A 26,100-nucleotide genomic window follows, 5' to 3' on the forward strand; every position below is an offset into this window, starting at 1 on the left:
GGTGATTTTATCCAAAAAAATAGAAAACGGGAGCCGAAGCCCCCGTTGAAATATCTCGTTCTTCATATGAATTGATTAGGCGAACTGCTTAGATAAATTAGCCATTTCGATCGCTGCCGTTGCTGCTTCCCAGCCTTTGTTGCCTGCTTTTGTTCCCGCTCGCTCGATAGCTTGCTCGATGTTGTCTGTCGTCAGCACGCCAAAAATAACGGGTATCCCAGTCGATAGCGATAGAGACGCAACTCCTTTTGCGGTCTCATTGCAGACGTAATCGAAATGCGGAGTGGAGCCACGAATGACAGCTCCCAATGTAACAACGGCATCATAGCGACCGGATTCCGCCATTTTTTTAGCGATCAACGGAATTTCAAATGCCCCCGGCACCCAAGCCACGTCTACCTGCTCATCTTCTACGCCATGACGCTTCAGGGCATCGAGAGCCCCTCCGACCAGCTTGCTTACGATCAATTCGTTAAAGCGTCCTGCCACAATCCCTACACGCAAACCTGTTCCAACCAAATGTCCTTCGAATGTTCTCATCGCTTATTCCCTCTCCTTATCTCTGCAAATGAAGCAGGTGACCCAACTTCTCTTGTTTTGTTGATAGGTACCGTTTGTTGTGCAGATGCTCCGGCATTTGAAGCGGTACCCGTTCTTCTACTGTTAATCCGTATCCGGTAAGCCCGCGGATTTTTCGTGGATTATTGGTCAACAGCCGCATGCGTTGCACACCTACATCTCGCAAAATTTGTGCACCGATCCCGTAATCTCGCAGATCTGCGGCGAACCCTAGCTTTTCATTGGCCTCAACCGTATCCAAGCCTTCCTCTTGCAGCTTGTAGGCACGCAGCTTATTAATCAAGCCAATGCCTCTGCCCTCCTGGCGCATGTACAATAAAATGCCGCGTCCGTTCGCTTCGATCTGTTCCAATGCAGCGTGCAACTGTGGACCGCAGTCGCAGCGATAAGAGCCGAAAATATCGCCTGTCAAGCACTCCGAGTGAACGCGGACGAGAATGGGCTCATCCGGTCTGATCTCTCCCTTGATGAGAGCCACATGCTCTTTGCCGTCCAGCTCGTTCGTATAGGCCGCTATGCGAAAATCACCGTAGGCGGTCGGAAGCTGCACTTCAATTTCCTTTTTCACCATGGATTCCGTCCGCATCCGATGCGCGATCAAGTCTGCAATCGTAATCAGCTTGAGATCAAAGCGGCGTGCGATCTCTACCAATTGCGGCAGACGTGCCATGGAGCCATCCTCGTTCATAATTTCGCAAATGACTCCTGCTGGTATGCCCCCCGCCAAGCGAGCCAAATCAACTGCCGCCTCGGTGTGACCCGCTCTGCGCAACACACCGCCAGACTTCGCGATTAACGGAAAAATATGTCCCGGTCTGCGGAAATCTTCTGCGGACTTCTGATCGTCCAGCATCGCCAAGACCGTCTGAGAGCGCTCCTGAGCGGATATCCCTGTGTGTGTACACCCTTCATCGATGGACACGGTAAAAGCCGTTCCTTGCTTGTCTGTATTGGCATTTACCATCGGATGGAGCTGCAAGCGAGTCGCGTGCTCTTCTGTCACCGGTACGCAAACGAGTCCCCTGCCATGTGTGACCATGAAGTTGATCATTTCAGGCGTAGCCGCTTCGGCCATGCAGACAAAATCTCCTTCGTTTTCCCGATCCTCATCATCTACCACGATGACTGCCTTGCCCTGACGCAAATCTTCCAATGCCTCTTCTATGCGATGAAACATACTTTCTCCCTCCTACTCACGCGAAGCCATTTTCCTGCAAAAAGGCTAGACTGAGCCCGCCAGATTTTTCTGTACCGCCATGATTTTGATACCCTAACAAACGCTCCACATATTTGCCGATGACATCTGTTTCGAGATTCACCAAGTCCCCAGGTCGTCTGTCTGCAAGACTCGTATTCGCCAGCGTATGCGGAATGATCGAAACGGTAAAACCGTTATCGTTTACGTCCACCACGGTGAGACTGATGCCATCTATGCAAATCGATCCTCGGGCAATGACGTACTTCAACAACTGCGGTTTGGCCTCAATCCGAAACACGACTGCATTCGCATTCACCTCTCGTGAAGCAACTATTCCGGTCCCGTCTATATGTCCGGAGACGATATGCCCGCCAAAACGGTCCCCCAGCCGCATTGCTCTCTCCAGATTCACTCGCTGTCCGCTTCGTAATTTCCGCAAGCTCGTCTTGTTCATTGTCTCTGGCATCACATCGACGCTAAACTGACGATTCGTATAAGAAGTAACCGTAAGGCAAATGCCATTGACCGAGATACTGTCCCCGAGCTTCACCCCTTCGAGTACCTGCTGAGCGCGGATGACCAGTCGACTCGCCTGCTCGTTCCCTTGAATTGCTTCCAACACGCCCAATTCTTCGACCAGTCCCGTGAACATGCTCTCTCCTCCTCACTTGCTACGCCTGTTTCTCCCATTGTGGGTACCCGATGATCTGTACATCACCTTTCCCCATCGGAGTGATCGTGACATTTGTCAACGGTATCGCTTCTCCCATCGTCGCAAAGCCTTGACCACCGAATGGCGAAGGCGCGCCGCTTCCCCCGATCAGCTTTAGTGCGATATGGCTCACGACCTTTTGAATCGCTCTCGCCTGCAAAAAGGAGCCGTTTACTTCTTGCCCGCCTTCCACAAGCAACGAGGTAATCCCCAGCTCTCCCAACGTACGCAGCACCTTTTCCACGCGAATGGGTGCATCCGTTGTGATGACCTTTACACCTCTTGCCGCAAGCAGCTCCTGCTTTTCCCTTGGGGCTGCATCTGTCGTAAAGATCCACGTCTTCGCATCTGCATTCTGGACGACACGGGCATCCAGCGGCGTACGTAAATGACTGTCCAAAATCACGCGAACTGGCTGGCTTCCAAAACGCTGCTCTTCCTGGCGCGCCGTCAACAGCGGGTCATCCGCGAGAATCGTCCCAACCCCAACGAGGATGGCATCGTGCTGCCTGCGCAGTTCATGCACCTCTGCCCGAGCCTCTGCTCCAGTAATCCACCGACTGTGTCCCGTGAACGAAGCGATTTTCCCGTCCAATGTACTGGCCATCTTTACCGTCACAAATGGACGTCTGGTCTGGATGTAATGGAAAAAGACTTCATTGAGCGCCCTCGCTTCTTCTTCTCTCACGCCCACAGCTACTTCCAGCCCTGCTGCCCGTAGCATCTCGATTCCTCTTCCTGCCACCAGTGGATTCGGGTCGAGCGTCGCTACAACGACACGACGTACACCGGCTGCGATCAACGCCTCTGCACACGGCGGTGTTTTTCCGTAGTGACTGCAAGGCTCCAGCGTCACGTACGCGGTCGCACCTTGCGCTTTTTCCCCAGCCATCCGCAGTGCGTGTACCTCAGCATGGGGTTCTCCTGCCCGCAGATGGGCTCCCATTCCCACGATGGTTCCATCCTTCACAATCACAGCTCCGACCATGGGATTCGGGCTGGTTTGGCCTCGTGCCGATCGTGCCATTTCCAGCGCCAGATCCATGTACTTGCTGTCCTGTTCCATACCGCACTCCTTTCTGTTCCATCATTCCAGCCAAGCACAACGCAAAAAGCCCTTGAAACCTCAAAACGTTTCAGGGCATAGGGAAAGAAGCCTTACCTCATCCGTTTTTTCACAAAAAAACAAATGAAGAAAGCACAAAATCTTCTTCCATCCGGACTGTACCGTCGGCTCTGGGTTTTCACCAGATCAGTCGCTGTAAGTGTGGTCAGCGAGTCGCGGGCTCAGACGTGCGTACGCCATTACCGCCGGTCAGGAATTTCACCTTGCCCTGAAGATTGTCGCTATGAAGTTTTATAAAAATAAAAACGCCCATGAATATTATGCTCAGGGCGTTCAGAAAGAAGCCTAGCTTCTACTGTTTTTTTGAAAAAAACAGCGAAATAGGCCGTTCCAAATACCTTCTCCCATCCGGACTGTACCGTCGGCCTTGGATTTGCACCAAGTCAGTCGCTATCAACTGCTACGATAGCGAGTCGCGGGCTCAGACGTGCGTTCGTCATTACCGCCGGTCGGGAATTGCACCCTACCCTGAAGGCTGGTATTCAGTTACGCAAAGTATAGCATATTTTTCACTATTGTCTGTAATCATTTATGGGAGAAGTGCACTTTACCTTTGCTCGCACTCTTCGAGGACGGTCAGGAGTTCTTTCAAATCACTTATGTACGCCTTTGGCACAACACCATTTTGCTCCATGTCCTGCTCGTTCCCTTGATAGGCAATAAAAGCGACTTGTCCGTCGCAGGCCGCCTTTCCATCGATCCAGGAATCCCCGATCATCGTCCAAGCTGAAACAGGCCAATCCGGCTTGCGGCTGCGAATATAGTGAATGCCCGATGGTGATGGCTTCAAGGTCGTCATTTGTTCGCGAGCTACGATTTCGTCAAAGTAGGGAGCGATTCCCGTCCCGTTCAAAGCCTCCTCTGCCGCGGCGTAGGCGTTGTTGGTCAGGATATACAAATAGTAGTTCTCTTTCAAGCGATCCAGCACTTCCACCGCATGCTTCTCCAATACAGCTCCATGCATGCCTTCCTTCTCAATCGCGGTTACTGCTTCCCACATAGCTTGTTCCAATTCACTCGTCATCTGCTCCGATTTTCTGCCAATCTCAATGAGCTGTGATGCGGTATACTTCTCCCACTCAAGTGTTGGAGAAACGATCCCATTATCCACCCATAGCTGAAAAATGGCCCTCTTCATCTCGGCAAAGTTGATCCTGGATTGCAATAAGGTGTTGTCCATATCGAAAATAATGCCTTTTGTATAGGATTTACTCATTTGTGGTCTCCTTTTTTAACAACTCGCCATGTCTGTTCTAGAGCAACGGTGTAGGCTTGAGCGTCGCCCGTCGGTGCGAGCTGATCATTATTCCACAAAGTCGCCGCTATATATTGCTGGCTATCCTTCAGGCTTTGTCCAACGATCCCTCCCGGCTCTGCCCCAGCTTTTGCGAGTACGTTGTTTTCGCTTCCACAGACTACGCGAAGAACTTGAGCGCTCTCTAGTCCATCCAGCAACTGACGATCGTCGCTGTCTGTGAGCTTCGAGAAAAGCTGTACAGAAATGGCTTCATATGTCTGGCTCTGCCCTGTCTGATGAAAAATAGGATCGTGATCCTTCTCCATGAAAGATTGATAGTGCTCTCTACTCTCCCAAACAGTAAGAATACAAGCTTCCAACGGCTGATGCTGATTCCACCCTCCGACTTGTCCCAGAAAGCCTTTTATGTCCTCTAATGATCTCCATTTCGCTTGGGCATGGGAAAACGATTGCTTCTGATTTTCTGTTACTTTACATGTAATCCATTTGATCAGCATTTCCAAGCCTCCTACGATCTTTTACAAAAAAGGAAGAGCGACAGTTCTACACTGTCGCTCTTCTCCACACACTACGGATTTTCCTTTATTGTTCCTTTTTCTTCGGGCTAGGAAACAATGCAGAAGTAACAGGGGGTAAAGAATTTGCTGCATCAATAAATTTCTGCTTGGCTACATTACCTGAAACAACAATTATCTTTTCAGTATCAAAGTAATACAAGTAGTTATTATTCAGATGATCCTTACCTATATATGCTTCGTTCCCATTTTTTAATAAGACCGTTTCTCGATCAGAACTGGGTGTAAACGAAAAGCGTTTATATACAGTAATCGTAACGATCTCTTTTTCGTTTGCAAACACCCAAGCATTCACTTCTTTTTCTGGAATATTCATTTTTGTTGCATTGAACTTTTCGAAAGGTAATTGTAAACCCTCTTTATCTGTAAACTCTGTATTCCCCAACAACCTTACAAGCCCATAAACTCCCCAATTAGATGAGGGATTATGTTCATACAAAAAAACCGCAAAATTGTTTTTCCCCTCTGGAGAACGTAAAGCCACTATACTCTTTTGTCCAAGGGTCGTTTCGAAAATGACAGAATCCTTCTTAGGAAATTCTGTAGTTCCATCTTTAAACCCAACCTCGTATTGATGGACGACAGCTTCAGAAGGAGAAGAGACATTTTGAGGTGGATCAACAACCTTTACCCACTCCACTTCTTTTAATGCATGATCCTCCGGTTTAGGAGCTGCAGTATTATTAGGTAGCACTTTATCGTTCGGATCCTTACGTTTATCTTCTTGGCATCCTAATAAGAGGCTGCATACAGCTAGGAGTATTATGGGTATTAGGAGTCTATTTCTCATTCTCAACTCTTCTCCTTCTTAGCAGTAATTAGAATTTTTCAGTTCTTGCTAGTTTGGCTTTGTGTTTTGGACCTATTACCTTGATTCTCTTTTTGTCTTGAATTTTGCAAGTGGGGGTTACATAGTAATGATCTCCTTCCCAAGTCTCCGTATAAGCACCATAATCAATCCATCCCCACTCACCAGGGCCTACTGTAATGGTAGTTGACTCTTCTGTCGTCCATGTTATGCTACCGCCTATTTCGAAGCCTGCTGTCGCTTCGATTACACCCCAATTCCATTTTCCTGATCCAGTAACTTTACCTGAAATCGTAGTGCTGGAACTTAATTTCGACGTTTCAGTCAAATCTCTACTGGTTTTATTGATAACTCTCGTTCCAGAATCCCCTAGTTTGAAGCCGCTTGCTGTCCTTTTCGCTGTAAATACCCATTCACCTTGATCACACCCAGCTGTGGGTCTTACTTTACGCGCATCCCCTCTATATGACGTCGTTGCTGTATTTGAGGTAACATGCGGCAAATTCGTGATTCTATTTTCATTTACGAAATTATAAATCTCGCTGTTCGGTACTTTATACTCAATTCCATCGATGTAATAGTAGCCACCTTGAATATTACCAATATTCTGATCTGTTTTTGCATTTGCTTGTAATCCCCCAGAAGTTACAAGAGAAGCGCCAATAATTGTAGCCATTGCTACTGAAAACAGTTTTGATTTTTTGTTCATTACCGTTTACCTTCCTTATTTTTATATTTTTACTATTCCGGTTTATTATACCAATATTTTACAAATATTCCACAAAAATAGAGATAATTCTCACAATGTATTGTTAAGCACAAAAAAAACAGAGGCTATCCCAACAGTAGATATTTCTACTTGAGAACTGCCTCTGTTCTTTTCATCTACTGTTGCTCAAATTATGTGCAAACGAAAGGGACAGCCGCTTTTGGGGGTCAGATGCCGAGTTCCTATTGCTTCTTCTTGGCGCTATCTACTTCATACGGCACATCCTTTGGAACGCCTCCAGCTGGCCAGTCTTGTGCCTTTTTGGCAAAGTCCGGACGCGGCTTGGACAAAATATAGGCTGCTAGGTCCGCTGCTTCTTGATCGGTTAACGAGCCTTGCTTGATACCGCCCATTTCCCCTAAAGGCATATTGCGCTGAATGTAGCCAGCGGCTTTGGAAATTCGGGCCATACCTGCACCAATATTGAAGGAGTTATCCCCCCATAACGCTGGTCCAGAGTTTGGGCCTGTTCCTGAACCATCAGCTGCATGGCATTGTATACACGATTTTTGAAAGAGTGCTTCTCCATTTGCCACATTCGGTTGAGGTACGCTCTTCATATCATTTTTCTCTATCCACGGGCGCTCTTTAATTCCTACTGGTACATCTGTTGAGATATATGTCAGATAGGCAACCATCGCTCTCATTTCGTCGCTGTTGTAAGGCAATGGCTTTCCGTTCATGCTTCGTTGAAAGCAACCATTGATCCGATCTTCAATAGTAATCACTTTTCCAGACCTTGGAATGTACTGGGGATAGACTGCGGTGACACCCGTTAATGGGGAGGTCGCATCCATTCCTGCATTACCGTGACAGCTAGAGCAGGACAGCTTATTCCCTGTGTATTCAGGGATCACTGTGCTCGTTTCATTCATCAGCTTATGTCCATACTTAATCGATTCTCCCAATGGACCTTCTGGCACCTTGTCCATACTAGGCGGGGTGTAGGAAGCTAGATTGATCGCTCCCGACGCTCCACTCGCCGTTTTATCTTTGGCCTCATTCGCTGTTGAGGTGGGTTGAGCGGTCGGCTGTGTAGCGCAGCCTGCAAAGACCAGCATCGCCACTACTACCATAGACAGCTTCTTCCAGCCTGTCTTCTCTTTTTTGATCATAGGTCTCACTCCTCCATGTTGATCGTGCATTCACACCATGAGAGTAGCAAGAGGCGTGCCAAACCATAAAAGCAGGAAAACGAACGGCTTGACGCTTCCGAACAGCAAGAAAAAGAAAAGACCATGCCAAAATGTCATGGTCAGTACGCGACAAAATGTCACGGTCGCAGCTCGTACTCTTCGATTTTTCGGTACAGATTACGTACGCTAATCCCCAGCTTCTCTGCTGTCCTGGTCTTGTTCCATTGCAGAACGTCCAGCACATGCTTGATATGTTCTCGCTCTACATTCTTCAGTAAAAATGCCTCTTCCTCCCCCGTTTCTGCTGAGGAAATGAGCTTCTTATCTGACAGATGATGAGGTACTGACTGCTCATGAGGAAAGAGATCCTTGTCGTCAATTTCCTCTCCTCTTGCCAAAACGACAGCACGCTCGATCATATGAGCCAACTCCCGAACATTTCCCGGGAATGTGTAGGCCAAAAGAGCGGCCTGTGCTTTCACAGAAAGCGGTTTGACTGGATACTTACGCTTGAGTCGATTCAAAAAGAAAGCCGCTAGTGGCAAAATGTCCTCACTTCTCTGAGAGAGAGGTGGAATCGTTATATCCATGACATGCAGCCGGAAATAAAGATCGGATCGGAACGTTCCTTCTTCCACTTTCTTTTCCAGGTCGGCATTGGTAGCAGCAATGATCCGAACATCCACCTTGTGCAGAATCGGGCTCCCTATTCGGCGAAATTCGCCGGTTTCCAGAAAACGGAGCAGCTTGACCTGCAAAGGAAAAGGCAAGTCCCCTACTTCATCCAAAAAGAGCGTTCCCAGGTGGGCAATCTCGACTAGTCCCTTTTTCTGAGCAGTTGCACCTGTAAAGGCTCCCTTTTCGTGCCCGAACAGTTCACTTTCCAGCATCGTTTCTGGTATCGCCCCCAAATTGATCGGTACGAATGCCTCTGATGCTCTCTCACTACATTCATAAATGAGTCTCGCGATGACATCCTTCCCTGTCCCACTTTCCCCTTTCAAGAGGACGATAAAGTCCGTACTGGCTACTCGCTTGGCAGTTGCTAGGACCTCTTTTAGCTTCGGGCTTTCTGCAACGATTTGAAACGTCGTTTTCCCGTTTGTCGATAGAACTTCTCTCAACTGTTGGTTTTCCTCTGTCAACTGCTGTTTTTCGACGGCCTTGGAAATCAATACCTCCAATTCATTGAGGTTGTATGGTTTTGTCAAATAATCATAAGCGCCGCGTTTCATTGCTTCGATTGCTGTTTCGATTGTTCCGTGTCCGGTAACAACAATGATTTGAATGGCAGGAGAGGTTTCCTTGCACCATTGCAGAAAGGAGAGGCCGTCCATCCCGGGCATTTTCAAATCAAGCAAGATCACATGTATCGTTTCGCTAGTTACTAGCTGCTGTGCACTGATTCCGTCAGATGCTTCCAGCGTGGTATATCCCTTTCTCTTTAATCGACTGGTTAATAGATGGCGGAAATCTGCTTCGTCATCAACGATGAGTATACGAGTGTCAGCGTGCATCTTTTGTTCATTCCCCCTTTGCCGACGGCAGGATGACCGTAACCGTTGTGCCTATGTTTGGTGTACTTTCGATCTCGATTTCTCCGCCTAAATTCGTCACAATCCCGTAGCAGACCGATAACCCGAGACCAGTCCCTTTTCCAGGAGGCTTGGTTGTATAAAAGGGCTCCAAAACATGGGGCAAATCTGCTGCGGGTATACCGCATCCATCATCTCTGATCGACAGACGGATTCGATCATTCGATGGAGAATCCGTTGCTATCTCAATATTTCCACGCTCCTCGGTCGCGTACAGCGCATTGGTTAACAGATTGAGCACGATCTGCTGAAGCTGTCCTGGCGTAGCGAGAAGAAACGGAGCAGAGGCCAACAGAGACTGGTTTACCGTTACCTGTTTGACACGTATTTCATGGGACAAAAGAATGAGAATATCTGATAATACTTGATGAATATCTACTTTTTCTACGGTAATGGGTGATTTCCCTGAAAAGTGCAGCAATCGGGTCGTGATTTCCTTGCAACGGTTAATTTGTTTGTCCATCGTGTCCAAGTATTGGGTAAGCTCTCCCGAGTCCTGTAAATCTCGAATATCCTCGTCCACTAGACGGTCTCGCAAGTCCTGTCCATACAGCGACAGAATCCCTAATGGATTATTGATTTCATGAGCAATGCCCGACGCCAAGAGTCCAATAGCAGCGAGCTTGTCTGCTTGTGCGATTGCGGCTTCTAGCTCTCGTTTCTCCGTGATGTCCTCGATGACCTCCAGAAAAGCAGACGATTCTTTCTCCGGATGCAGAGGGAAAACTTGATGTCGATAAAAACGGACCCGCCCATCCTGATCGACTCTGGAGGAAATAAGGTCAGTCTGCTTTTGGTTCACCATTTGTCGCGTTCGGAGCATGCAACTACTGCATGAACTAAATTGCTGACCAATCGTCAGATGGCAGTCTTTCCCCAGAAGATGAGCCGTATCCTGGAACCACGCTGACGCTGTTTGGTTAATCCAGCGAATGCGAAACGATTCATCTACAAGAATGAGCCCCATCCCCATACCACTGACAACTAGATCAAGCCGCTTCTTTTCTTCGAGAAGCTGGTTGGTCTTCATCTCCAGACTCTGTGCCATTTCATTGCAGGACGCTGCCAACCTGCCAATTTCATCTGAGGTCGTCACTGGTATTCGTACGGATAAGTCGCCACCTGCGATTTTTTGCACAGCGGATTCGATCTTTTCCATTAATCGGCTAAACGAGACAGAGAACACAATGCTAATTCCTAAAACGATAAATGCGATGAATAAAGTCGTAAAGAGCAGAGATTGTTCCAATTTTGAAAAGGCAGCAAACACCGTTTGACTCGACTGTTCCAGCATAATGACCCAATGTGTGACAGAAGAGCGCATGGCATAATTGACCATGACATCTCCATTAAAAGCTTGATATGTACGGATAACAGGCTTGTCGGTTCGATCTGGTAGTGTCCATAAGGGAGGAACCGCTTGTTCATAATAGGTCAAAGAGCCATCAGAAGGCTTGCCCAGCATAAACGGATCGGCAAACCTATCGCTTTTCCCATCTGTGACGAACAAATAGGCCTCGTTTTCATAGCGTGCTCGCAGTGTGACTTGTTCGAGTAACTGTTTTACATTGAGCTTTGCGTACATGCCACCTTTTACACCTCTGGCAGATACATGAGGGATCGCGACCGTTACCAGCAGCTTCCCTTCCGCTGATCGGACAATGCTTCCGATGTATGGTTTTCCAGACTGGATGGTGGTAAGAAGTTGGTTGTCTCGCTCCATAGGTGTGTCCAGCTTTTGATGTTTCCAGCGATTCAGCAAATACTGCGGCTCTCCATCCTGATTAAAAAGCGCGACTTCCTCCATGTAAGGCGAAGTCTTCAATAACGTATTCAGCAAGAAATAAGCATCCTCATCACTAGGGCGCTCATTGAGAAAACGCTGCTGAACCACCTGCATGGATTGGGACGTATGTAAAAAAAGCATATCCAACTGGGCTAACGTATTTTCCACGTAGATCTGATTGGCTCTGTCTACCTCTTCTCGAACCTTATCTTTACTGGTATGCAAATTGATATACCCAAGAATCAGAAAAGGGATGATGGACATGCATAGACCAAACAGGAGCATTTTTGTCTTCAGTCGATTGATGCGTGGTAGTCTGCTCCTCCTCATTTGTTCCCCACTCCATACCATTCTTGTGCCAGTGACCACTGCTGATCGGTTACGCTAATAGGAAGCTTGGACAGGGAAGTAGCATTGACAGCTAACCGCACGTCATCCGGCCATTCGATTGACAGATCTGTCGGAGGGACTCCATCCAACACCCGAGCTACCATATGAGCAGCTTGCATGCCTTGTGAATGAAAGGAAACGCCGTAAGCGGCATACAAACCAGCCTTCACCTGCTCGGGGTATGCGCCCATGACAAACAATTGCTTATCGATCAAAAGAGGCAAGCAATCGGTAATCGCGTCTTCCAGAACATAGCTAGGTAAAGGAAGCATGGCGTCGTATTCTCCTGGAGAGAGCCTACTGAGCAATTGCTCCAAGTCTTTAGGGGAAGCAACATGCTTCACCTGCAAGCGAACACCTAGCAACGAAGCAGCCGACCTTGCTTCTGCGATGGCTTGTTCTGTCGTAGGAGCATGAGAATCGGCAATGATCAGAATATGCTTGGCATCAGGCAACAAACGAGTGGTCAGCTCCAATCTTTTCCCAATCACATTCATTTGGCCATTGCTGATTCCACACGTAACCGTCCCCTCGGTCTCAACAAGGGGTAGTTCGACCATTGAGGCGACACCAATAAAAACAATGGGAACCGTCGTTGACGCCTGTTGAATTAAAAAGGTCTCGTGCGCCCCTGTCGTGACGATTACATCAGGCTTTTTCGAAATCAAGCCCTGGACAAGCGAGCGCTCCTCTTCAAGCGTCCGAACCGTATTCAAATAAACGGGCACATACTGAATACGTGCTCCTTCACTGAGACCTAATGATTGCAATCCCGCCTTTAATCCCGCTACTTTATCTTTTCGATCCTCATTGGCAATCACAATTCCGATCGTGTAAAGATCGACATCCTGTTTTCGCTGACTACTGGACCAATCGAGCAGAGTTCCTGCCACTAACAAGATGAGAAAAAGGATTTTGCTTTGTTTCTTCATAGGTATCACATCCAACTCTCATCATAGCGGCAAATGATTGCTGAAAATGTGAATAATTAACAAACCTTAGAAAACCTTGGTCAATGAATACGGACTGATCTAAATAATACGTTTTTCATATTAATCATGATCATTTTATATATTTTTCATATTAACTTACACTTGTTATAATCCGCTTAAATTGGGAAGATAGAGACAGCTCCACCTCGGGAAAACGCTCCCGAAATCCCTTTATGACGTTAACCAGCATACCGCCCACTGCCGAATCTACAAATGCAATGGACAAATGTCCAATTTTCCCTTGGCTCGCCCGTTTTGTTCTCATAACGGCTTGCTCCAACTGGGAAACCATTCTCCTGGATTCATCCAAAAAAACCGCGCCTGCTGCCGTAAGACGAACCTGTCTCTTGGTCCTCTCCAACAGCTTTACGCCAAGTTCTTCCTCGAGACTTTGTATTTGTTGCGTCAATGGTGGTTGCGTCATATTCAGTTTACTCGCAGCGCGATTGAAATGCAGTTCTTCTGCTACTGCAATAAAGTAGCGTAGTTTTTTCAAGTCCATGATTACGCTATTCCTTCTTTCCTAAAGCCTTATGAAAAAAGCGACAGCAATGCGCTGCCGCTTTTTCCTATTCAACGATTACGGAGTGCTGTTCGGTGTATCCCCAGGAATCCTCGGCACATCCGGCTTGCCTTCCGGGTTGTTGTACAAATACGTCGGTACATCGCCAATGATCAAGGAGTGGGTGATCGGGATTTTCGTCGTGACCGTCTGCTCCTCAGTCGCAAAAGGGATCACGATGCGCAGATCGACTTCCACGAAAATATATACCGTCGCCAACACCATATTGATACCTGCTTCCTTCAGCTCTGTCTCCAGCTTGGTCTTGACCGAGCCGATGGGCACGAAAGTCACTGGCAAATTCGGCCCCATGGATGCCAAAAAGGAGTTCCCGGTAGCCAATCCAAGCGGGATCGTGCGGTCTACTTTTTCTTGCTCGAACTCTTGGAGCTTGTTCTGGACCCTCGCTGTTGTTTCGCCCACGATTCTTGCATATTCCTTGAAGTTGAACTGATACGCCTGAATCTGCCCCTCGTTGTTCTTCTCGATTTTGACAATCTGATTGAAGTCGACGCCTTGCTGCGAAATCCGCTTGGTTACGGCATCAGTTATTGCTTCTTTCGCCAATTGCTCGGCTTTTTGCGTCGCCAGAATCAAGAGAGTAGGCTCCAATCGATTTTGCAAAAACACAAGTGTCTGTATCGTCAAAACAAAAAAGATAACCAACGCGATCAAAAACGCTTTCGTACGTGAAAGCGGGTTTCTCCAACGCCGACGGGGTCGAAATACGGCCAATCCCGACACCTCCCAACTGGTACATCCTATGGTTAGCAGGTGGAAAAAAGACTACGTGTATCGGGAGGCCGTTTTCTATTTTTTGGGAGAAAAAACGAGGTACAAGCCAAATCCGATCAGCCCTGTGACAAATAGCAATTGGGCAAAGATTAGCATTCCAAATAAAGTGGAGGCACCCGCCAGAAATGGAGCCATAAGAAAACCAGCGAAATACCCGCTTCGACTCAGAAGCCCCTGCACCCCCATCACCTTGCCGCGTAGCTCATTTTGGGCTTGTTGCAAAAGCGTGCTCTCATAAACCTGTGCTGCGCCGGAAAATAGACCCGCGAAAATCAAGAGCAAAAGCACAAACACAGCATGGGTTGCCGCGAATGCCCCTACAATTCCCACGGAAAAAACGGCATAAGCCACGAGCATCCCATTCACCAGCTTCACCCGCAAACGAGCTGCCACATAAGAGCCGATCAAGCCTCCGACGCTCATCGCCGTCCACATTAATCCGTGCAGAGTAGCGTCACTATCACGCAATTGATCCGCCCAAAAAGGCAACCCGTAATTATACGCAGACGTACTGAGCGATACGAGAAAAGCTAACAGGCTAATCGTCAGAAGCACAGGTGTATCCCGCAAGTACCGAAGGGTGACACGAAAGCTACTCGCTGCTTTTGACGTAGCAAGCACATTGTCTCCCTGCTCCTCCCAACGAAGTCTCGTCAGAATCCATGCAGAGAAAAGAAAGCTGGCGCCATCCAAGACGATCACAATCGTATAACCATAGTGATCTGTTAGCCATCCTCCCAGCATGAAGCCCATGATGCCTACCAATGACTCCATCCTGACCTTTAATCCATTGACCTGAACCAGTTGCTCACTCCCAAAAATTTGTGGCAAGGATGCCTGGAAGCTAATATGAAACAGCGTATACAGCATGCCATTGAGAAAAGCCGCTGCGATTAATACATACGGTGTCGGATAAAAAGCGATGGCCAAAATAGCAAGACCGGCCCCCAAATCGCTTACGATCATGGTACGCCTTCTGTCCATTCGATCAGCCAACACGCCTGCCAAGGGACTAAACAGCATCCCCCCTAGTTGCCTTGCAACGAAAAAAGCGGTCATCCAATACGCACTATGTTCAAATGTAAAAATCAACGCGCTACACGCGATCAAATTCATCCGTGATCCCAAGGATGACAACGCATTGACATACAAGTACCATTTCTTATTCATCTCCATCCAAACCTCCCGATCATGACAGGTGGTTTGAATCAACGCCCCCCTCTAGTGGGTGCGTACACTGATTATGGCAGTTGACATGCACATGCCTCCTCTTGAATGAAATCAGGATAAAGCATTTGTTACTCGAAACATTCTGAAGGGGGACGCTTCCCCAAATCGTCCTGTTCGGCATTTGTTGCCGTACTTCCATAATAGGTGGTGAGTCGGCTGATTGTCGATAGCACAAAAAGGACGCTTTTTCTTTCAAAGCGCCCCAATCTCAAGTAATCCTGTTGATTTACAATGCAATAATAATGGTAAATAATTCCCTTTTGGACGAGCTCAGGCTATCACTACTCTTGAAATTTGATCATATGGTATAGGGAGTATGACTTTCGTTTGGGAGGTTATTTATGAATCTGGAACGTCTGGAACAAGCATTTGGGGCCCTCGTTTCGCCTACTCCTGCCCAGCTTAGACACGCTCTCATTTCCCTGTCTCCCTGCATGGAACAGCTCGGTCCATACATCCCGGAGCCGCTAAATCTGCCTTATGGACGCAAAGTATTATTCTCCACGCCACATGTTGAGGTTGTCTTGATCCATCTGCCAGCAGATCAGGAATCCATTCCACATAATCACGGTGACTCTTTTGGATGGGAATTGGTAGTCTCAGGCACGTTAACAAATATGATTTATGTCCAAACGAATATTGAAAATAAAGTTCAACGAGCACAAACAACTCATGTCAGCACGGGTGAATGCTATTTTGTAGAGCCAGGGGAAATTCACGCCATTCGCAACAATGGACAAAGTCCAGTTGTTTCCGTAAACGTTTACAGTCCTCCATTGCGTAATTGCCGCCAATATTGCTCCTTTGAACCGACAACGTAATACTTTTTACAGGTTTTCTGTTATTTCCGATAGCTCATCCGCAGAGCTGGCTACCTGTGCAACCGCTTGGTTCATATCCTCCATGACTTTGAAGAAGTTTTCCAGCTCCCGCTGAATCCGTGAGCTCTGTTCTTTACTGTCTGAGACAGCGCTCATGATTCCTTCAAAAAAGGCATTCGTCTCGTTTACTACCGCCGTGCTCGATTGGACCAACGCTTGAATTTCTATCACGACAGACGAGAGGACCACTGTCTGTTGGTTCGTCTTCTCGATCAGTTCACGCACACCGAAAACCGACTTTTTGGTCTGTTCTGCCAGCTTGCGTACCTCATCGGCTACGACGGCAAATCCACGTCCCTGTTCACCAGCACGTGCTGCTTCAATCGCAGCATTTAATGCCAAAAGATTTGTCTGCTCAGCAATTGCCGTCACGACCTCTACAATCCCTTGGATTTTTTCTGCGTTTTCCTCCATCGCGTTCATTTCTTCCGAGATTTGCTTGACGCTGCTCTGAATCAAGCACATTTGCTCCTGTTGTTTTTCCAGCTTTTCTTTGCCTTCACGGGACAGGTCTTGCGCTTTCGTGGAAAAGCCCGTGCCATTTTCAGCAAAACGAAGCACTTCTCTCGACTGTTCTGTCAATTGCACAACTGACGCGCTGTTTTCTTCTGAGACCGCTGCCAGCTCATGTGCAGAATTGGTCAGGAGGATTCGCAGCTCGTCCTTTTTGTCTTGTTCCGCTCGCCGTGCCTTTTCATGCTCGTTTTCATATTCCTCCAGCACAATTTGCTGTTCGATGCTTAGAATCTTCGTGACGGCTGTGAGGGCTCGTACGAATTCATCCTTGTCCGCGATGTTTTTTTGCAAGAGATCAATCAAGGAAACCATCATGTTTTGGAAGGCACTCAAGTACCATTTTGGTTCCAAGCCAATTCGCATATGAATAACCGCAATTCTACTGCGCTGTTCAATATAAGCGCTGTCGATGCGTCCGCTAAACATTTCGGAGATATGGCGGTTCAACGTTAATTTCAACCGTTCAATGGTGCTGTTTTGGTTTACAATCTTCATTAAAATCGGTTCATTTTCAATACTGGCATAGAAATAGTCGACAATAGCGTCAATATTTTGAATGATAAGTGGCTGAAGTGCTTTCACAATGGTCAGTTCTTCTTCGGTCAGGTTGATCATTGCTAGTTGCTTTGCGAGGGTGTTTTTCCCTACAATATGCACTTCCCCCTTTTCCTTCACCCCCTGAAAAAAAGATTCACTTTTTCCTTTCCCTTTCAACCCAAAAAAGGTGGAAAACGGACATGTGCTCATAGCCTGAACTCCTTTTATCCGAGTACATATATCTCTGGAATATCCTTTCAATTATATACCCCTTTACAAACGGGTGTAAACCGCCCACCTTGGCTATGGGCGGTTGTTTGAGCCTAGCTACGCCTACATTTCCGCTTTCCTCACAACTACTCGTTGCAGCTTCCAGCTTGTTTTGTCCCATTTCCAGTACGACTCCACATACGCGATCGTATCGGCATTGGCAACACCACTAACTCTTTGTTCCCCTTTTAATTCACAGATTCCATCGCGAATCTCATCGATGGGCTTGAGTACGCTGAACGTGTTAGGCATAACCTCTACTGGAGAAACCAGCTTCCCGTTCTTGTATACGCCATTTTCTTCATAGATTTTTTTGCGATCGGACAAATCGAGAACGACAGTCTCCCCCGTCTCCTTGATCGTCAAGGACACCTTGTAATGATCCTGATAGGAGCCCGAAATCGTCAAGGGCTGCGGAACTGGCAGAATCGCCGGCTTGTTGTCCTTGTTTGCGAACAAATAAAACTCTGACGTCCCTGCACTGCCCCCAGTCGGTGCCTGAAGCAAAATTTGTTGCACACCGCCTCCAGTAAAATCACAAAAGAACATCTCCGGCTGATAAGCGCCATACGGTGTTGTAAAAAAGGTTGTTTTTTTTGCAACGGGGTCTTGAACCATGATTTTTAAGTGTTCGAAGTAAGGGCTGTCTGCCGCAAATCTCTTTCCTAGCAACGTAACGAGATCCGGTCGACCGTCGCCTGTCACATCCTGCTGTTTGATCTGGATTTCCTCGAACACAGTCGGAGGAGGCTGTACGTCTCTCACCTCCAGGGCAAGAGCTGCTTGTCCCCACCCGGCTCCTGTCAACATCCATACGATACAGCCGATCATACCTACCCTTTTGCTTGTCCACATGTCGATACATCCACCTTTTCATCTGCTCAAGTTATCTGTAGTATGCAAAAAATGGCTTTGGTCAAACCGTCCTAAACGGTAAAATAGAGAGAGGGATCGTAGGAAGTGAGGAACACTATGGCAATATTACCACTAGCCGCAGCGGGAAAAAGGACGAGTTGACGTTCATATGTATAGGATGAAGGCTTTTATCGAGGAGGCTACTTGCATGAAGACTCCCAAGCAACAGCGTGCATCACAGGCTCCGCCTAGCCGCCGGGCACTTCGTTCTGCATATGAATTGATTCTCACACAGATCTGGCCCCGTCTCCCCGCTGCAACCGAATCTACTTGCAGGAGAATCGATCATGAAGATAAGGCTCGTACAAAACGGAATCATCACTGAGATAGAAGACATCGAAGAGGCTGCAACTCCTCCCGTGAACGGGTTTTACTGGATTCATGCCGCGCCATTCGATTTGGATATTTTACAGCCTCTGTTCGGACTGCATCATCTGGCTGTCGAGGACTGCATCGACGAGGAAGAACAGCGGCCCAAGCTGCAAAATTACGATGATCATTACTTTATGGTCATCAATGGCATTACCTTCCACAACCATGATATCTTCTTGCGCGAGATCAATATTTTTTTGGGCAGCAGCACCATCATCACCGTAACGAAGCAGGAGGCCCCAGAATTCACTACCATGCTGTCGATCATCCGGGAAAAAGAAGTCAATCGCCCCGATGCGTTTCTGTACTACTTGGTAGACCAAATTGTCGATCTCTATTTTGATGTAACCGAAAAAATTGAGGACCTGCTTGAAGATCTGGAAGAACAAATTTTGATGCACACGAAAAAATCCCATCTGGATCAAATTATCGGACTGCGCAGTGAGATCTTGTACGCCCGTAAAATGCTCGTTCCCCAGCGGGATTTGATTGACGCCCTACATAAAAAAGAACTCCCGCTGATTCAGCCTTATCTGCGGAAGTACTTTGGCGATATTGTAGAGGATGCCAGCAAAATTGTAGAGAGCTTTGAAGCTTTTCGCGAGCTCATCGGAAACTTGCGCGAAGCGTATCAAGCGGCGCTTGCCGGCAGAGCCAACGATATTATGCGTGTTTTTACCGCCTTGACGACGATTTTTATGCCGTTGACGATTGTGACAGGTATATACGGGATGAACTTTGATGTGATGCCCGAGCTTCGTTCACCCTATGGCTACTACATCGTGCTGGGATGTATGGCGGCCATCGGCACGACGATGTTTATCATTTTCAAAAAGAAGGACTGGCTCTGATTATACCAAATCGCCACAGGCGATGATCATCAGCGTCAGCATTTTGGACAAGTCACACTCATAGGGATGCTCAATATCCCGACCTTCTTCATCCACCAGGACTCTGACGATCGGACGGCTCGGCATTCCTTTGTTCGAATCGACGACGACACCAGACATACCATTGTTCAGACTGACAGTCAGACCAACAGGGTAGAGTGCAATCGTATTTCGCAAAGCCTCTACATACACATGATCAAACAGTTTTCCTGAACCGGAGTAGAGCACCTCCATCGCTTCGTGAGGAAGCATTCCTCGACGGTATACCCGATGCGACGTCAGGGCATCGAATACATCGGCCACTGCCATCAAGCGACCAAACGGATGAATCTCTTCTTGTTTCAGGTGCCGTGGATAACCGGAGCCATCCCAGCGCTCGTGATGCTGAAAAGCGCAATGGGCTGCAAGCAGAGGGATGTCGTCTTGCCGACGCAGCATTTCAAAGCCGATCTCCGTATGTCTTTTCATGATTTCAAATTCTTCTTGTGTAAGGCGGCCAGGCTTTTTCAAAATATCGTCTGGGATATGCACTTTTCCTATATCATGGAGCATACCGCCAATACTAATCTCCAACACATCTTTTTCCGAACAGCCAGTATTTATGGCGAGAGCTGTGCTATACAAGGCAACATTAAATGAGTGCGTGAATATGTAATTGTCGAAGGCGCAAGCGTCTGCCAATAAGTTCATGGCTGAATCATTATTGTTCAATTCATCCGCAACGGTTTGCATGACATCCCGCAGCTTACGTCCCAAACCCTTGTCCGAAAAAAGCTGCTGCCATTTGTCCGGGACTTGATGAACCGTTCGGAATGTATCGTGAATCATGGACATTGCTTGTCTGCGAGTATTTTCGGAAATGACTGTCTCCACAATGATATCATCCGTGCGCTTGTCTTGGATGTAGAGACTGTTCACGTTTTTGTTTTTAAGTCGAGCTATCATTCGTTGGGTTAGTTCTACTCCGGCGCCAACGAGAATCGTTCCATTCTCTGTATAGATGGAACGAGCCAGTTTATCACCCGGCTGGCATTTTTGAATGGATTTCAGTCGCATTTCCTTCCGTCGCCTTTCCTCAGGGTATCCCTATTATAGCGTGATTCGACTTGATTCTACATGAAATTTTTTCTAGATTTGCTTTTCATGTCTACCGAGGAAAGACACGGAAGACGAGTTTGTCTGGAAGAATCCTTGTTTGCAAGGGAGATGATTGTTATGTCACTGATCGAAAAAGAGTTAACGCAGCCTCTTTCATTATGTGATCAAAATGGCCGCTTACTTCCCGAAGCGATTGGCTGGTCCCGTTATCCATTGCATGACTGCCAGTTTAGCGGGCATTGGTTTCGCCGGAAAAAATGGAATTTTTGGTTTATCACCGCGCCTGAATGTGCGATGTCGATTGCGATGGTCAATCTGGATTACGCTGGCATTGTCTTTGTCCATTTTATTGATCTAACGACAGGGGAAACGGCGGACAGTGCCGTAACGGTTCCTTTTGGTGCAGGGATTCGACTGGGTGCCACTGTAGATGAACCTTGCCATTTTACGAGTCGCAAGCTCTCTGTCTCCTTTCAGCCAGGAGCCATTGGAACGAGCGTAGAAGCGACTGCTATTTGTCCCGGCGATAAAACTCTTTCGCTCGACATCGTGATTGATCCGCCATCCGAGTCCTTAAATGTCGTGATTCCGTGGAGTGCGGAGCGCTTTCAGTTCACATCGAAGCAAACGGCGCGGCCTGTGCACGGCACCATTGCCTATAACGGGAAAACCTATTTACTCGATCCGCAGAATGCGTTTGCCAGTCTGGATTTTGGGCGTGGCGTTTGGCCGTATCACACTCGCTGGAACTGGACGACCTGCTCTTTCCGTCACGCGGAGGGTGTCGCAGGCTTTAACTTTGGCAGAGGCTGGACAGACGGAACGGGTATGACCGAAAATGGCTTGATGATCGATGGTGTCCTCTACAAGCTGAGTGAACAAATTTATTTTTCCTACGATCCTGACAACCGGATGCTCCCTTGGACGCTTGCGAGTGAAGAATCGTCTGCGGTACGCCTTACCTTTACGCCGCTTTTTGCTCGAACCGAGCACAAAAATTTTGCATTGGTGCGAACCACTCTGCATCAAGTAATCGGCCGATATGACGGGACGCTCTCAACACCTGATGGAAAAACAATTGCGGTGCAAAGCAAGATCGGAATCTGTGAAGAACAATCAGCCCGTTGGTAAACAAGACCCGAGAAAACTAAAAAACCTTTGTCATGATGGGACAAAGGTTTTTTCTATAGGCAAACCATTTGTTTGTTTACAGCATTTTTACGACAGCATCCCGTCCAATCATGCCAGCAGTAATCCCCTTCTCCTCCGCTGTCGTCGTCACAGACTCCAGCGGCGCATCCAGCAATTCCTGTATGGTCTTGACCCCTACTGCACGACCGGCAAGAATTTCCCTCGCTGCCAACCTCTCGTTTAAGAGCCCCACATCCAGCGCTCCACACATGATGTAGCCATGATCGGTCGTTACAGCCAATAGCGTCGTCTTGGGCAAACGAACGGTGACAGCAATTGCCGTCCCCTCTGGGAAGTGGATTGGCACTACCTCGACCATCAAGATTCCTCCTTTTTCTCTCCTGTCTGTTAGCGTTACCATCCTATGACGCTCAGAAGAAAAATGTGAGGTTTCCAAAGGTAGTACCTAGATTTTCGTTTAATGCACGACGCTTGTCGGAAAGTGCTCATCCTCCATCGCAACTTTTCGTTTCATGACTTCAATCATATACGTCGCAAGCATGTGAAACAGCTCTTCCTCGTCCATTTCCTCGACCAAGTCCAGCAAATCATCCCGAGACTGCTCCGCGAGAATGCCGACGACAACCGCTGTAATATCCTCTTCATCGCCATTAAAATGTCCTCTGTACAGCTCATATACTTCATCAATGAAGCGCATCGCTCGTCCCCTCCCGTTTTTCGATAGCATTCCCGAAAAACCGGTCTCTACGATTGGTTTTTTGACGTTGACGATATCTTTTCCCAACGTGGCCGAAACGCGTTTTGCAGCATCTGTTGGTCCTGTATCGTGGTGGCGAGCACTTCCCGCAGCATCTCGGGCAAGAAAAACGTAACCTCACTGCCGAGCAGCAAATCGGGAAACATCCGATTGTACATAAACATGTCGATCGTCCCGACTCGATACAGACGCTCGCGATCAAGCGGTTGCCCGTTGACTTCAATCTGGATAATTTGCGGCTGGTCATCCTCACTGTAGCGGATGTGCAATCCGTCCACACACATCCAGCCTTCTATTTTTCCGCGAAAACCGTACCCTCGCAGCTCCCGATGAACCATTTCCGGTTGAATAGCCTGCTCCAGGACAGTGGTGAGCTGCGCGCCTGTTATCGTGACCGCACAAGCATTGATCGGGTGGGGCATACTGTACAACAAATCGGCAAAAGACAAGCTGCCCCGAGGCAGATCAGCAAGCAACAGTCCTCCATTTGCCATGCCGATCTCAGCCCCCGTCCATTTGCGAATACTTGCTGCAATGAAGGAACCATAGGGGGTCTCCTCCGTCCAGCCGATGTGCATGTCTTGCTCCAATTGAACAATCGGCTGAAACAAACGGTTCTCTGCCCATACTTTTTCACTCTCAATGAACTGGCTCAATGCTTCGTCTGACTGGTACTGTTCTGTCTGAAAAAGCTCTGCTTGCATATCTGCAATCCTTTTATGCTTCCCGTCCCAGACGAGTTCTACATGACCCACATACTCGCCAAATCGCCCAGCTTGTGTGATCAAGGTGCCTCCTAGGCGTTCTCCATGAGGCAGTGTCCGGTGAGAGTGTCCACCCAAAATGATATCTAGCCCATCGACTTCACTAGCCAGCACACAATCTGTCTGATAGCCGAGATGCGATAGCAAAACGACAACATCCACAGACGAGCGAAGCGCCGCAATCTGCTCACGCAAAATCGGGATTGGCTCCTTGATCTCCCATCCCATACTTTGATAGGAGGGGCCAAAGGGAATTGTCATTCCTAAAATCGCCAGCCGCAGCTCGCCTACGGTATGAATGGCGTATGGTACTGCCCAAGACGGGACTGAATTTGTTGTTGGCTCAAACAGATTGCCCGTAATGATCGTGGAATGCGCATCTGTGTACAGTTCATTCAACTTGTCTTTTGGGAGTGTGATGCCTTCGTTGTTTCCAATCGTCGCGTATTGAATCCCACTTCGATTCATGATTTCGACGTTTGTTTTCCCAAAGCTCGCTTCCGATCGGATATCCATTCGATCCATATGGTCTCCAATATCGACCGTCAGCACATGCTCTCCCCTGCCCTCCCACTCTTCTCGGTGCCTGCTCAGGCAGGTTGCAATTCGCGGCATCGTATCAAAATGGCTGTGCAAGTCATTCGTGTGCAAAATGTGTAAGGTACAGGTGTCTGCCACGACTTTCCCCTCCCTCTCGTCTCATTATCCAAAAATCGCTTCTCCGATCATTTGTATAGCAATTCCCAATATCAGAACACGCAAGAACAGCACGATAGTGCGGCCCTTCATTTTACTGGCAATAATCGCCCCAAGCTTTCCACCCGCCCAAGCTCCTGGCGCGAGCATCGCTGCATACAGCCAGTGTACGTTGTCGTGGAAGATATTCGTGATTGATCCAACCACCGCTGATAAAAAGATGACCAGCATGGACGTAGCCGTGGCAATGTGTGGCGGAAAGCGAAACAATATCATCATGGCTGGAACCATCAGGATTCCGCCACCCACGCCAAATAGCGACGAGGTTATCCCGACAAAGAAGGCAATCGTAATGACGGACCATTTGCTATACCCGTACACATATTCATTTCCTTCGTTGTCGATGAAGTGGCGTTGGACTTCCCACTTAATGCTGCGTGGCTTGATTTTGTCTTTGACCATCAATACGACGAACATGCAGAGCTGAAACAAGCCAAACAGCAGCGAAAAGCCCTCCACTGCTAGTAATGTATTAAGATACACGCCCACAATAGCACCTGGGGCACTCCCGATAAAAAAGAGCAGGGCACTCTGCTTATCTACTTTATTTTGCTTGAGATAAGAAAGAGAGGAAGAAAGCGCGGTTACCGCAATCACGATCAGCGAAGTCGCCGCTGCTACTTGCGGGTTCATCGATCCAGGCATGTACCCGTTCGCAAAATACAGCAGAGCAGGCACGAAGAAAATCCCACCACCCAGACCCGCGATGCTGCCAATGACGCCAGCCACGACTCCGATGATGACAAACAAGATGGCAATTGCTACAAGCATGAACTCCCCTTCTTTCTTGCTACGTGGAGAACAGGTCCATCTGACGAGGATTCAGACCAGTAGGTGCAAGGCCAAGCATCTCCGAAAATTGCTTCGCATTCGCTGCTGCATCTCCTCCAGAGTTATTGTTGAACAAAATGCAGACTTCATCCGCTTCCCGTTCGAGCAATCTGATGTGTTCAACCCACTCTGCAAGCTCTGTCTCACTGTATCGATATAAATAACGGACATCTCGCCAATTTTGTCCCTCTCCGGGATCACGCCAGCCCGCTTTGTTGCGCCCATGAAAGCGGACCAACGCCAAGGATGGCTTCGTCACGGCAGGAACAATCGGGACCGAGCCTTTTCCGACTTGTGGTTCATCACATACGACATGTGTCGCTTCTATCTTGTGCAAGAAATCCAGCGTTCGCTCCGAATACCGTGATTCAAACCAACTTTGATGGCGAAACTCCACCGCAAACGGATACGCCTGCATGGCTTGGCGACAAGCGGTCACATACTGGACATGCTCTCGCGTACAATCAAACCACGGCGGAAACTGAAACAGCAATGCTTTGAGCTTGCCAGCCTCTACGACCGGCTGAATGCTCTCTTCGAACTGACGAAACAATTCCCGTCTGCTTCCCGAAGCGTCCCCGCGTTGATGCCCTGTCATTCCCTGATGCGGCTTGACGATAAAACCAAATCGTTCAGGTGTATCCTTCACCCACGATTCGTAATTTCGCTGTGGTAAAATAGCGTAAAAAGAACTATCCACCTCTACAATTGGAAAGTGGCTGGCATATACCGACAGCTTGTCCCGATTGCGTACACCTTGTACGTACAATTCGTGCTGATCGCCCCAGCCGCAAACTCCCACTTGTATCGTAGTCATCGATTACTAACCTCCAAATCATGGCCGAATAGA

The 26,100-nt window shown here is 48.0% G+C and carries 27 protein-coding genes and 2 riboswitches; of the genes, 4 read left to right on the top strand and 23 right to left on the bottom strand.

All coding sequences use genetic code 11. The annotated features are described in order from the left end of the window. Nucleotides 1–75 precede the first annotated feature (75 nt). The 15 genes from ribH to ASG16_RS08035 form a co-directional block, all read right to left on the bottom strand. Nucleotides 76–540, bottom strand: a complete 465-nt coding sequence (gene ribH / locus ASG16_RS07965) for a 6,7-dimethyl-8-ribityllumazine synthase (RefSeq protein WP_015893048.1) — start codon at nt 538–540, stop codon at nt 76–78. A 16-nt stretch (nt 541–556) separates the two neighbouring features. Then, the gene (locus tag ASG16_RS07970) at nt 557–1,756 is read right to left on the bottom strand and encodes a bifunctional 3,4-dihydroxy-2-butanone-4-phosphate synthase/GTP cyclohydrolase II (protein ID WP_056491834.1); all 1,200 of its coding nucleotides are present in this window, start codon (nt 1,754–1,756) and stop codon (nt 557–559) included. 16 nt (nt 1,757–1,772) lie between these two features. After that, nucleotides 1,773–2,429, bottom strand: coding sequence for a riboflavin synthase (locus tag ASG16_RS07975; RefSeq protein ID WP_056491837.1), 657 nt, complete (start codon nt 2,427–2,429; stop codon nt 1,773–1,775). A 19-nt stretch (nt 2,430–2,448) separates the two neighbouring features. After that, nucleotides 2,449–3,555, bottom strand: a complete 1,107-nt coding sequence (gene ribD, locus ASG16_RS07980) for a bifunctional diaminohydroxyphosphoribosylaminopyrimidine deaminase/5-amino-6-(5-phosphoribosylamino)uracil reductase RibD (protein WP_056491839.1) — start codon at nt 3,553–3,555, stop codon at nt 2,449–2,451. Nucleotides 3,556–3,690: 135 nt separating this feature from the next. Next, a riboswitch (FMN riboswitch) is annotated at nt 3,691–3,835 on the bottom strand. Nucleotides 3,836–3,947: 112 nt separating this feature from the next. Then, nucleotides 3,948–4,095: riboswitch (FMN riboswitch) on the bottom strand. Nucleotides 4,096–4,162: 67 nt separating this feature from the next. Further along, nucleotides 4,163–4,831: an HAD family hydrolase gene (locus tag ASG16_RS07985; RefSeq protein WP_056491843.1), complete on the bottom strand. Its 669-nt coding sequence runs from the start codon at nt 4,829–4,831 to the stop codon at nt 4,163–4,165. Then, nucleotides 4,828–5,370, bottom strand: a complete 543-nt coding sequence (locus ASG16_RS07990; RefSeq protein WP_056491846.1) for a YdbC family protein — start codon at nt 5,368–5,370, stop codon at nt 4,828–4,830. Before ASG16_RS07990 ends, ASG16_RS07985 begins: the two co-directional genes overlap by 4 nt. 85 nt (nt 5,371–5,455) lie before the next feature. Beyond that, nucleotides 5,456–6,238 carry a hypothetical protein gene (locus ASG16_RS07995; RefSeq protein WP_056491849.1) on the bottom strand — a complete coding sequence of 261 codons (783 nt, stop codon included), beginning with the start codon at nt 6,236–6,238 and terminating at the stop codon, nt 5,456–5,458. A gap of 28 nt (nt 6,239–6,266) precedes the next feature. Then, entirely contained in the window at nt 6,267–6,965 is a 699-nt protein-coding gene (locus ASG16_RS08000; RefSeq protein WP_056491852.1) for a hypothetical protein, read from the bottom strand. Nucleotides 6,966–7,207: 242 nt separating this feature from the next. Next, nucleotides 7,208–8,140, bottom strand: coding sequence for a c-type cytochrome (locus ASG16_RS08005; RefSeq protein ID WP_056491855.1), 933 nt, complete (start codon nt 8,138–8,140; stop codon nt 7,208–7,210). A gap of 158 nt (nt 8,141–8,298) precedes the next feature. Beyond that, nucleotides 8,299–9,678 carry a sigma-54-dependent transcriptional regulator gene (locus tag ASG16_RS08010; RefSeq protein ID WP_056491858.1) on the bottom strand — a complete coding sequence of 460 codons (1,380 nt, stop codon included), beginning with the start codon at nt 9,676–9,678 and terminating at the stop codon, nt 8,299–8,301. Between the two features lie 7 nt (nt 9,679–9,685). Then, nucleotides 9,686–11,872, bottom strand: coding sequence for an ATP-binding protein (locus ASG16_RS08015; protein WP_056491861.1), 2,187 nt, complete (start codon nt 11,870–11,872; stop codon nt 9,686–9,688). Continuing rightward, the gene (locus tag ASG16_RS08020) at nt 11,869–12,864 is read right to left on the bottom strand and encodes an ABC transporter substrate-binding protein (protein ID WP_056491864.1); all 996 of its coding nucleotides are present in this window, start codon (nt 12,862–12,864) and stop codon (nt 11,869–11,871) included. Before ASG16_RS08020 ends, ASG16_RS08015 begins: the two co-directional genes overlap by 4 nt. Before the next feature lie 151 nt (nt 12,865–13,015). Beyond that, nucleotides 13,016–13,426, bottom strand: coding sequence for a LysR family transcriptional regulator (locus ASG16_RS08025; RefSeq protein ID WP_241970718.1), 411 nt, complete (start codon nt 13,424–13,426; stop codon nt 13,016–13,018). A 78-nt stretch (nt 13,427–13,504) separates the two neighbouring features. Continuing rightward, nucleotides 13,505–14,230 carry a sporulation protein YunB gene (yunB, locus tag ASG16_RS08030; RefSeq protein WP_053079626.1) on the bottom strand — a complete coding sequence of 242 codons (726 nt, stop codon included), beginning with the start codon at nt 14,228–14,230 and terminating at the stop codon, nt 13,505–13,507. A 66-nt stretch (nt 14,231–14,296) separates the two neighbouring features. Beyond that, nucleotides 14,297–15,451, bottom strand: a complete 1,155-nt coding sequence (locus ASG16_RS08035; RefSeq protein ID WP_056492408.1) for an MFS transporter — start codon at nt 15,449–15,451, stop codon at nt 14,297–14,299. A gap of 401 nt (nt 15,452–15,852) precedes the next feature. On the opposite strand from ASG16_RS08035, the gene ASG16_RS08040 reads away from it, so the two are divergent. Continuing rightward, nucleotides 15,853–16,332 carry a cysteine dioxygenase gene (locus ASG16_RS08040; protein ID WP_056491867.1) on the top strand — a complete coding sequence of 160 codons (480 nt, stop codon included), beginning with the start codon at nt 15,853–15,855 and terminating at the stop codon, nt 16,330–16,332. A gap of 6 nt (nt 16,333–16,338) precedes the next feature. On the opposite strand, the gene ASG16_RS08045 is transcribed toward ASG16_RS08040, so the two are convergent. Together ASG16_RS08045 and ASG16_RS08050 are read right to left on the bottom strand one after the other, a co-directional pair. Then, on the bottom strand, nt 16,339–17,655 hold the full coding sequence (locus tag ASG16_RS08045) for a globin-coupled sensor protein (protein WP_048034563.1): 1,317 nt from the start codon (nt 17,653–17,655) through the stop codon (nt 16,339–16,341). Nucleotides 17,656–17,778: 123 nt separating this feature from the next. After that, complete coding sequence (locus ASG16_RS08050) at nt 17,779–18,570, bottom strand: YybI family spore inner coat protein (RefSeq protein WP_056491870.1); 792 nt, start codon at nt 18,568–18,570, stop codon at nt 17,779–17,781. A 208-nt stretch (nt 18,571–18,778) separates the two neighbouring features. Between ASG16_RS08050 and ASG16_RS30665 the strand changes: the two genes are divergently transcribed. Together ASG16_RS30665 and corA are read left to right on the top strand one after the other, a co-directional pair. After that, entirely contained in the window at nt 18,779–18,955 is a 177-nt protein-coding gene (locus ASG16_RS30665) for a hypothetical protein (protein WP_157966766.1), read from the top strand. Then, nucleotides 18,918–19,853 (top strand): magnesium/cobalt transporter CorA, encoded by a 936-nt coding sequence (gene corA, locus ASG16_RS08055; RefSeq protein ID WP_048034565.1) that lies wholly within the window; start codon nt 18,918–18,920, stop codon nt 19,851–19,853. The genes ASG16_RS30665 and corA overlap by 38 nt, the downstream gene beginning before the upstream one ends. Here corA and ASG16_RS08060 read toward each other — a convergent pair whose 3' ends face one another. Further along, on the bottom strand, nt 19,854–20,948 hold the full coding sequence (locus ASG16_RS08060) for an HD-GYP domain-containing protein (RefSeq protein ID WP_056491873.1): 1,095 nt from the start codon (nt 20,946–20,948) through the stop codon (nt 19,854–19,856). It abuts the gene before it with no gap. Nucleotides 20,949–21,107: 159 nt separating this feature from the next. Here ASG16_RS08060 and ASG16_RS08065 point away from each other — a divergent pair, with 159 nt between their 5' ends. Continuing rightward, nucleotides 21,108–22,121, top strand: a complete 1,014-nt coding sequence (locus tag ASG16_RS08065) for a DUF2804 domain-containing protein (protein ID WP_056491875.1) — start codon at nt 21,108–21,110, stop codon at nt 22,119–22,121. Nucleotides 22,122–22,197: 76 nt separating this feature from the next. Here ASG16_RS08065 and ASG16_RS08070 read toward each other — a convergent pair whose 3' ends face one another. The 5 genes from ASG16_RS08070 to ASG16_RS08090 form a co-directional block, all read right to left on the bottom strand. Next, nucleotides 22,198–22,500, bottom strand: coding sequence for a YunC family protein (locus ASG16_RS08070; RefSeq protein ID WP_007715663.1), 303 nt, complete (start codon nt 22,498–22,500; stop codon nt 22,198–22,200). A gap of 99 nt (nt 22,501–22,599) precedes the next feature. After that, nucleotides 22,600–22,839, bottom strand: a complete 240-nt coding sequence (locus tag ASG16_RS08075) for a DUF6154 family protein (protein WP_056491878.1) — start codon at nt 22,837–22,839, stop codon at nt 22,600–22,602. A 47-nt stretch (nt 22,840–22,886) separates the two neighbouring features. Continuing rightward, a complete protein-coding gene (locus ASG16_RS08080; RefSeq protein WP_056491881.1) occupies nt 22,887–24,341 on the bottom strand; it encodes a bifunctional metallophosphatase/5'-nucleotidase in 1,455 nt (484 codons plus the stop codon). Nucleotides 24,342–24,365: 24 nt separating this feature from the next. Further along, complete coding sequence (locus tag ASG16_RS08085; protein ID WP_048034570.1) at nt 24,366–25,190, bottom strand: sulfite exporter TauE/SafE family protein; 825 nt, start codon at nt 25,188–25,190, stop codon at nt 24,366–24,368. A 19-nt stretch (nt 25,191–25,209) separates the two neighbouring features. After that, nucleotides 25,210–26,067 (bottom strand): DUF72 domain-containing protein, encoded by an 858-nt coding sequence (locus tag ASG16_RS08090; protein ID WP_056491884.1) that lies wholly within the window; start codon nt 26,065–26,067, stop codon nt 25,210–25,212. Between the last annotated feature and the right edge of the window lie 33 nt (nt 26,068–26,100).

This window comes from Brevibacillus sp. Leaf182 (assembly GCF_001423865.2).
GTDB classification, from domain to species: Bacteria; Bacillota; Bacilli; order Brevibacillales; family Brevibacillaceae; genus Brevibacillus; species Brevibacillus brevis_C.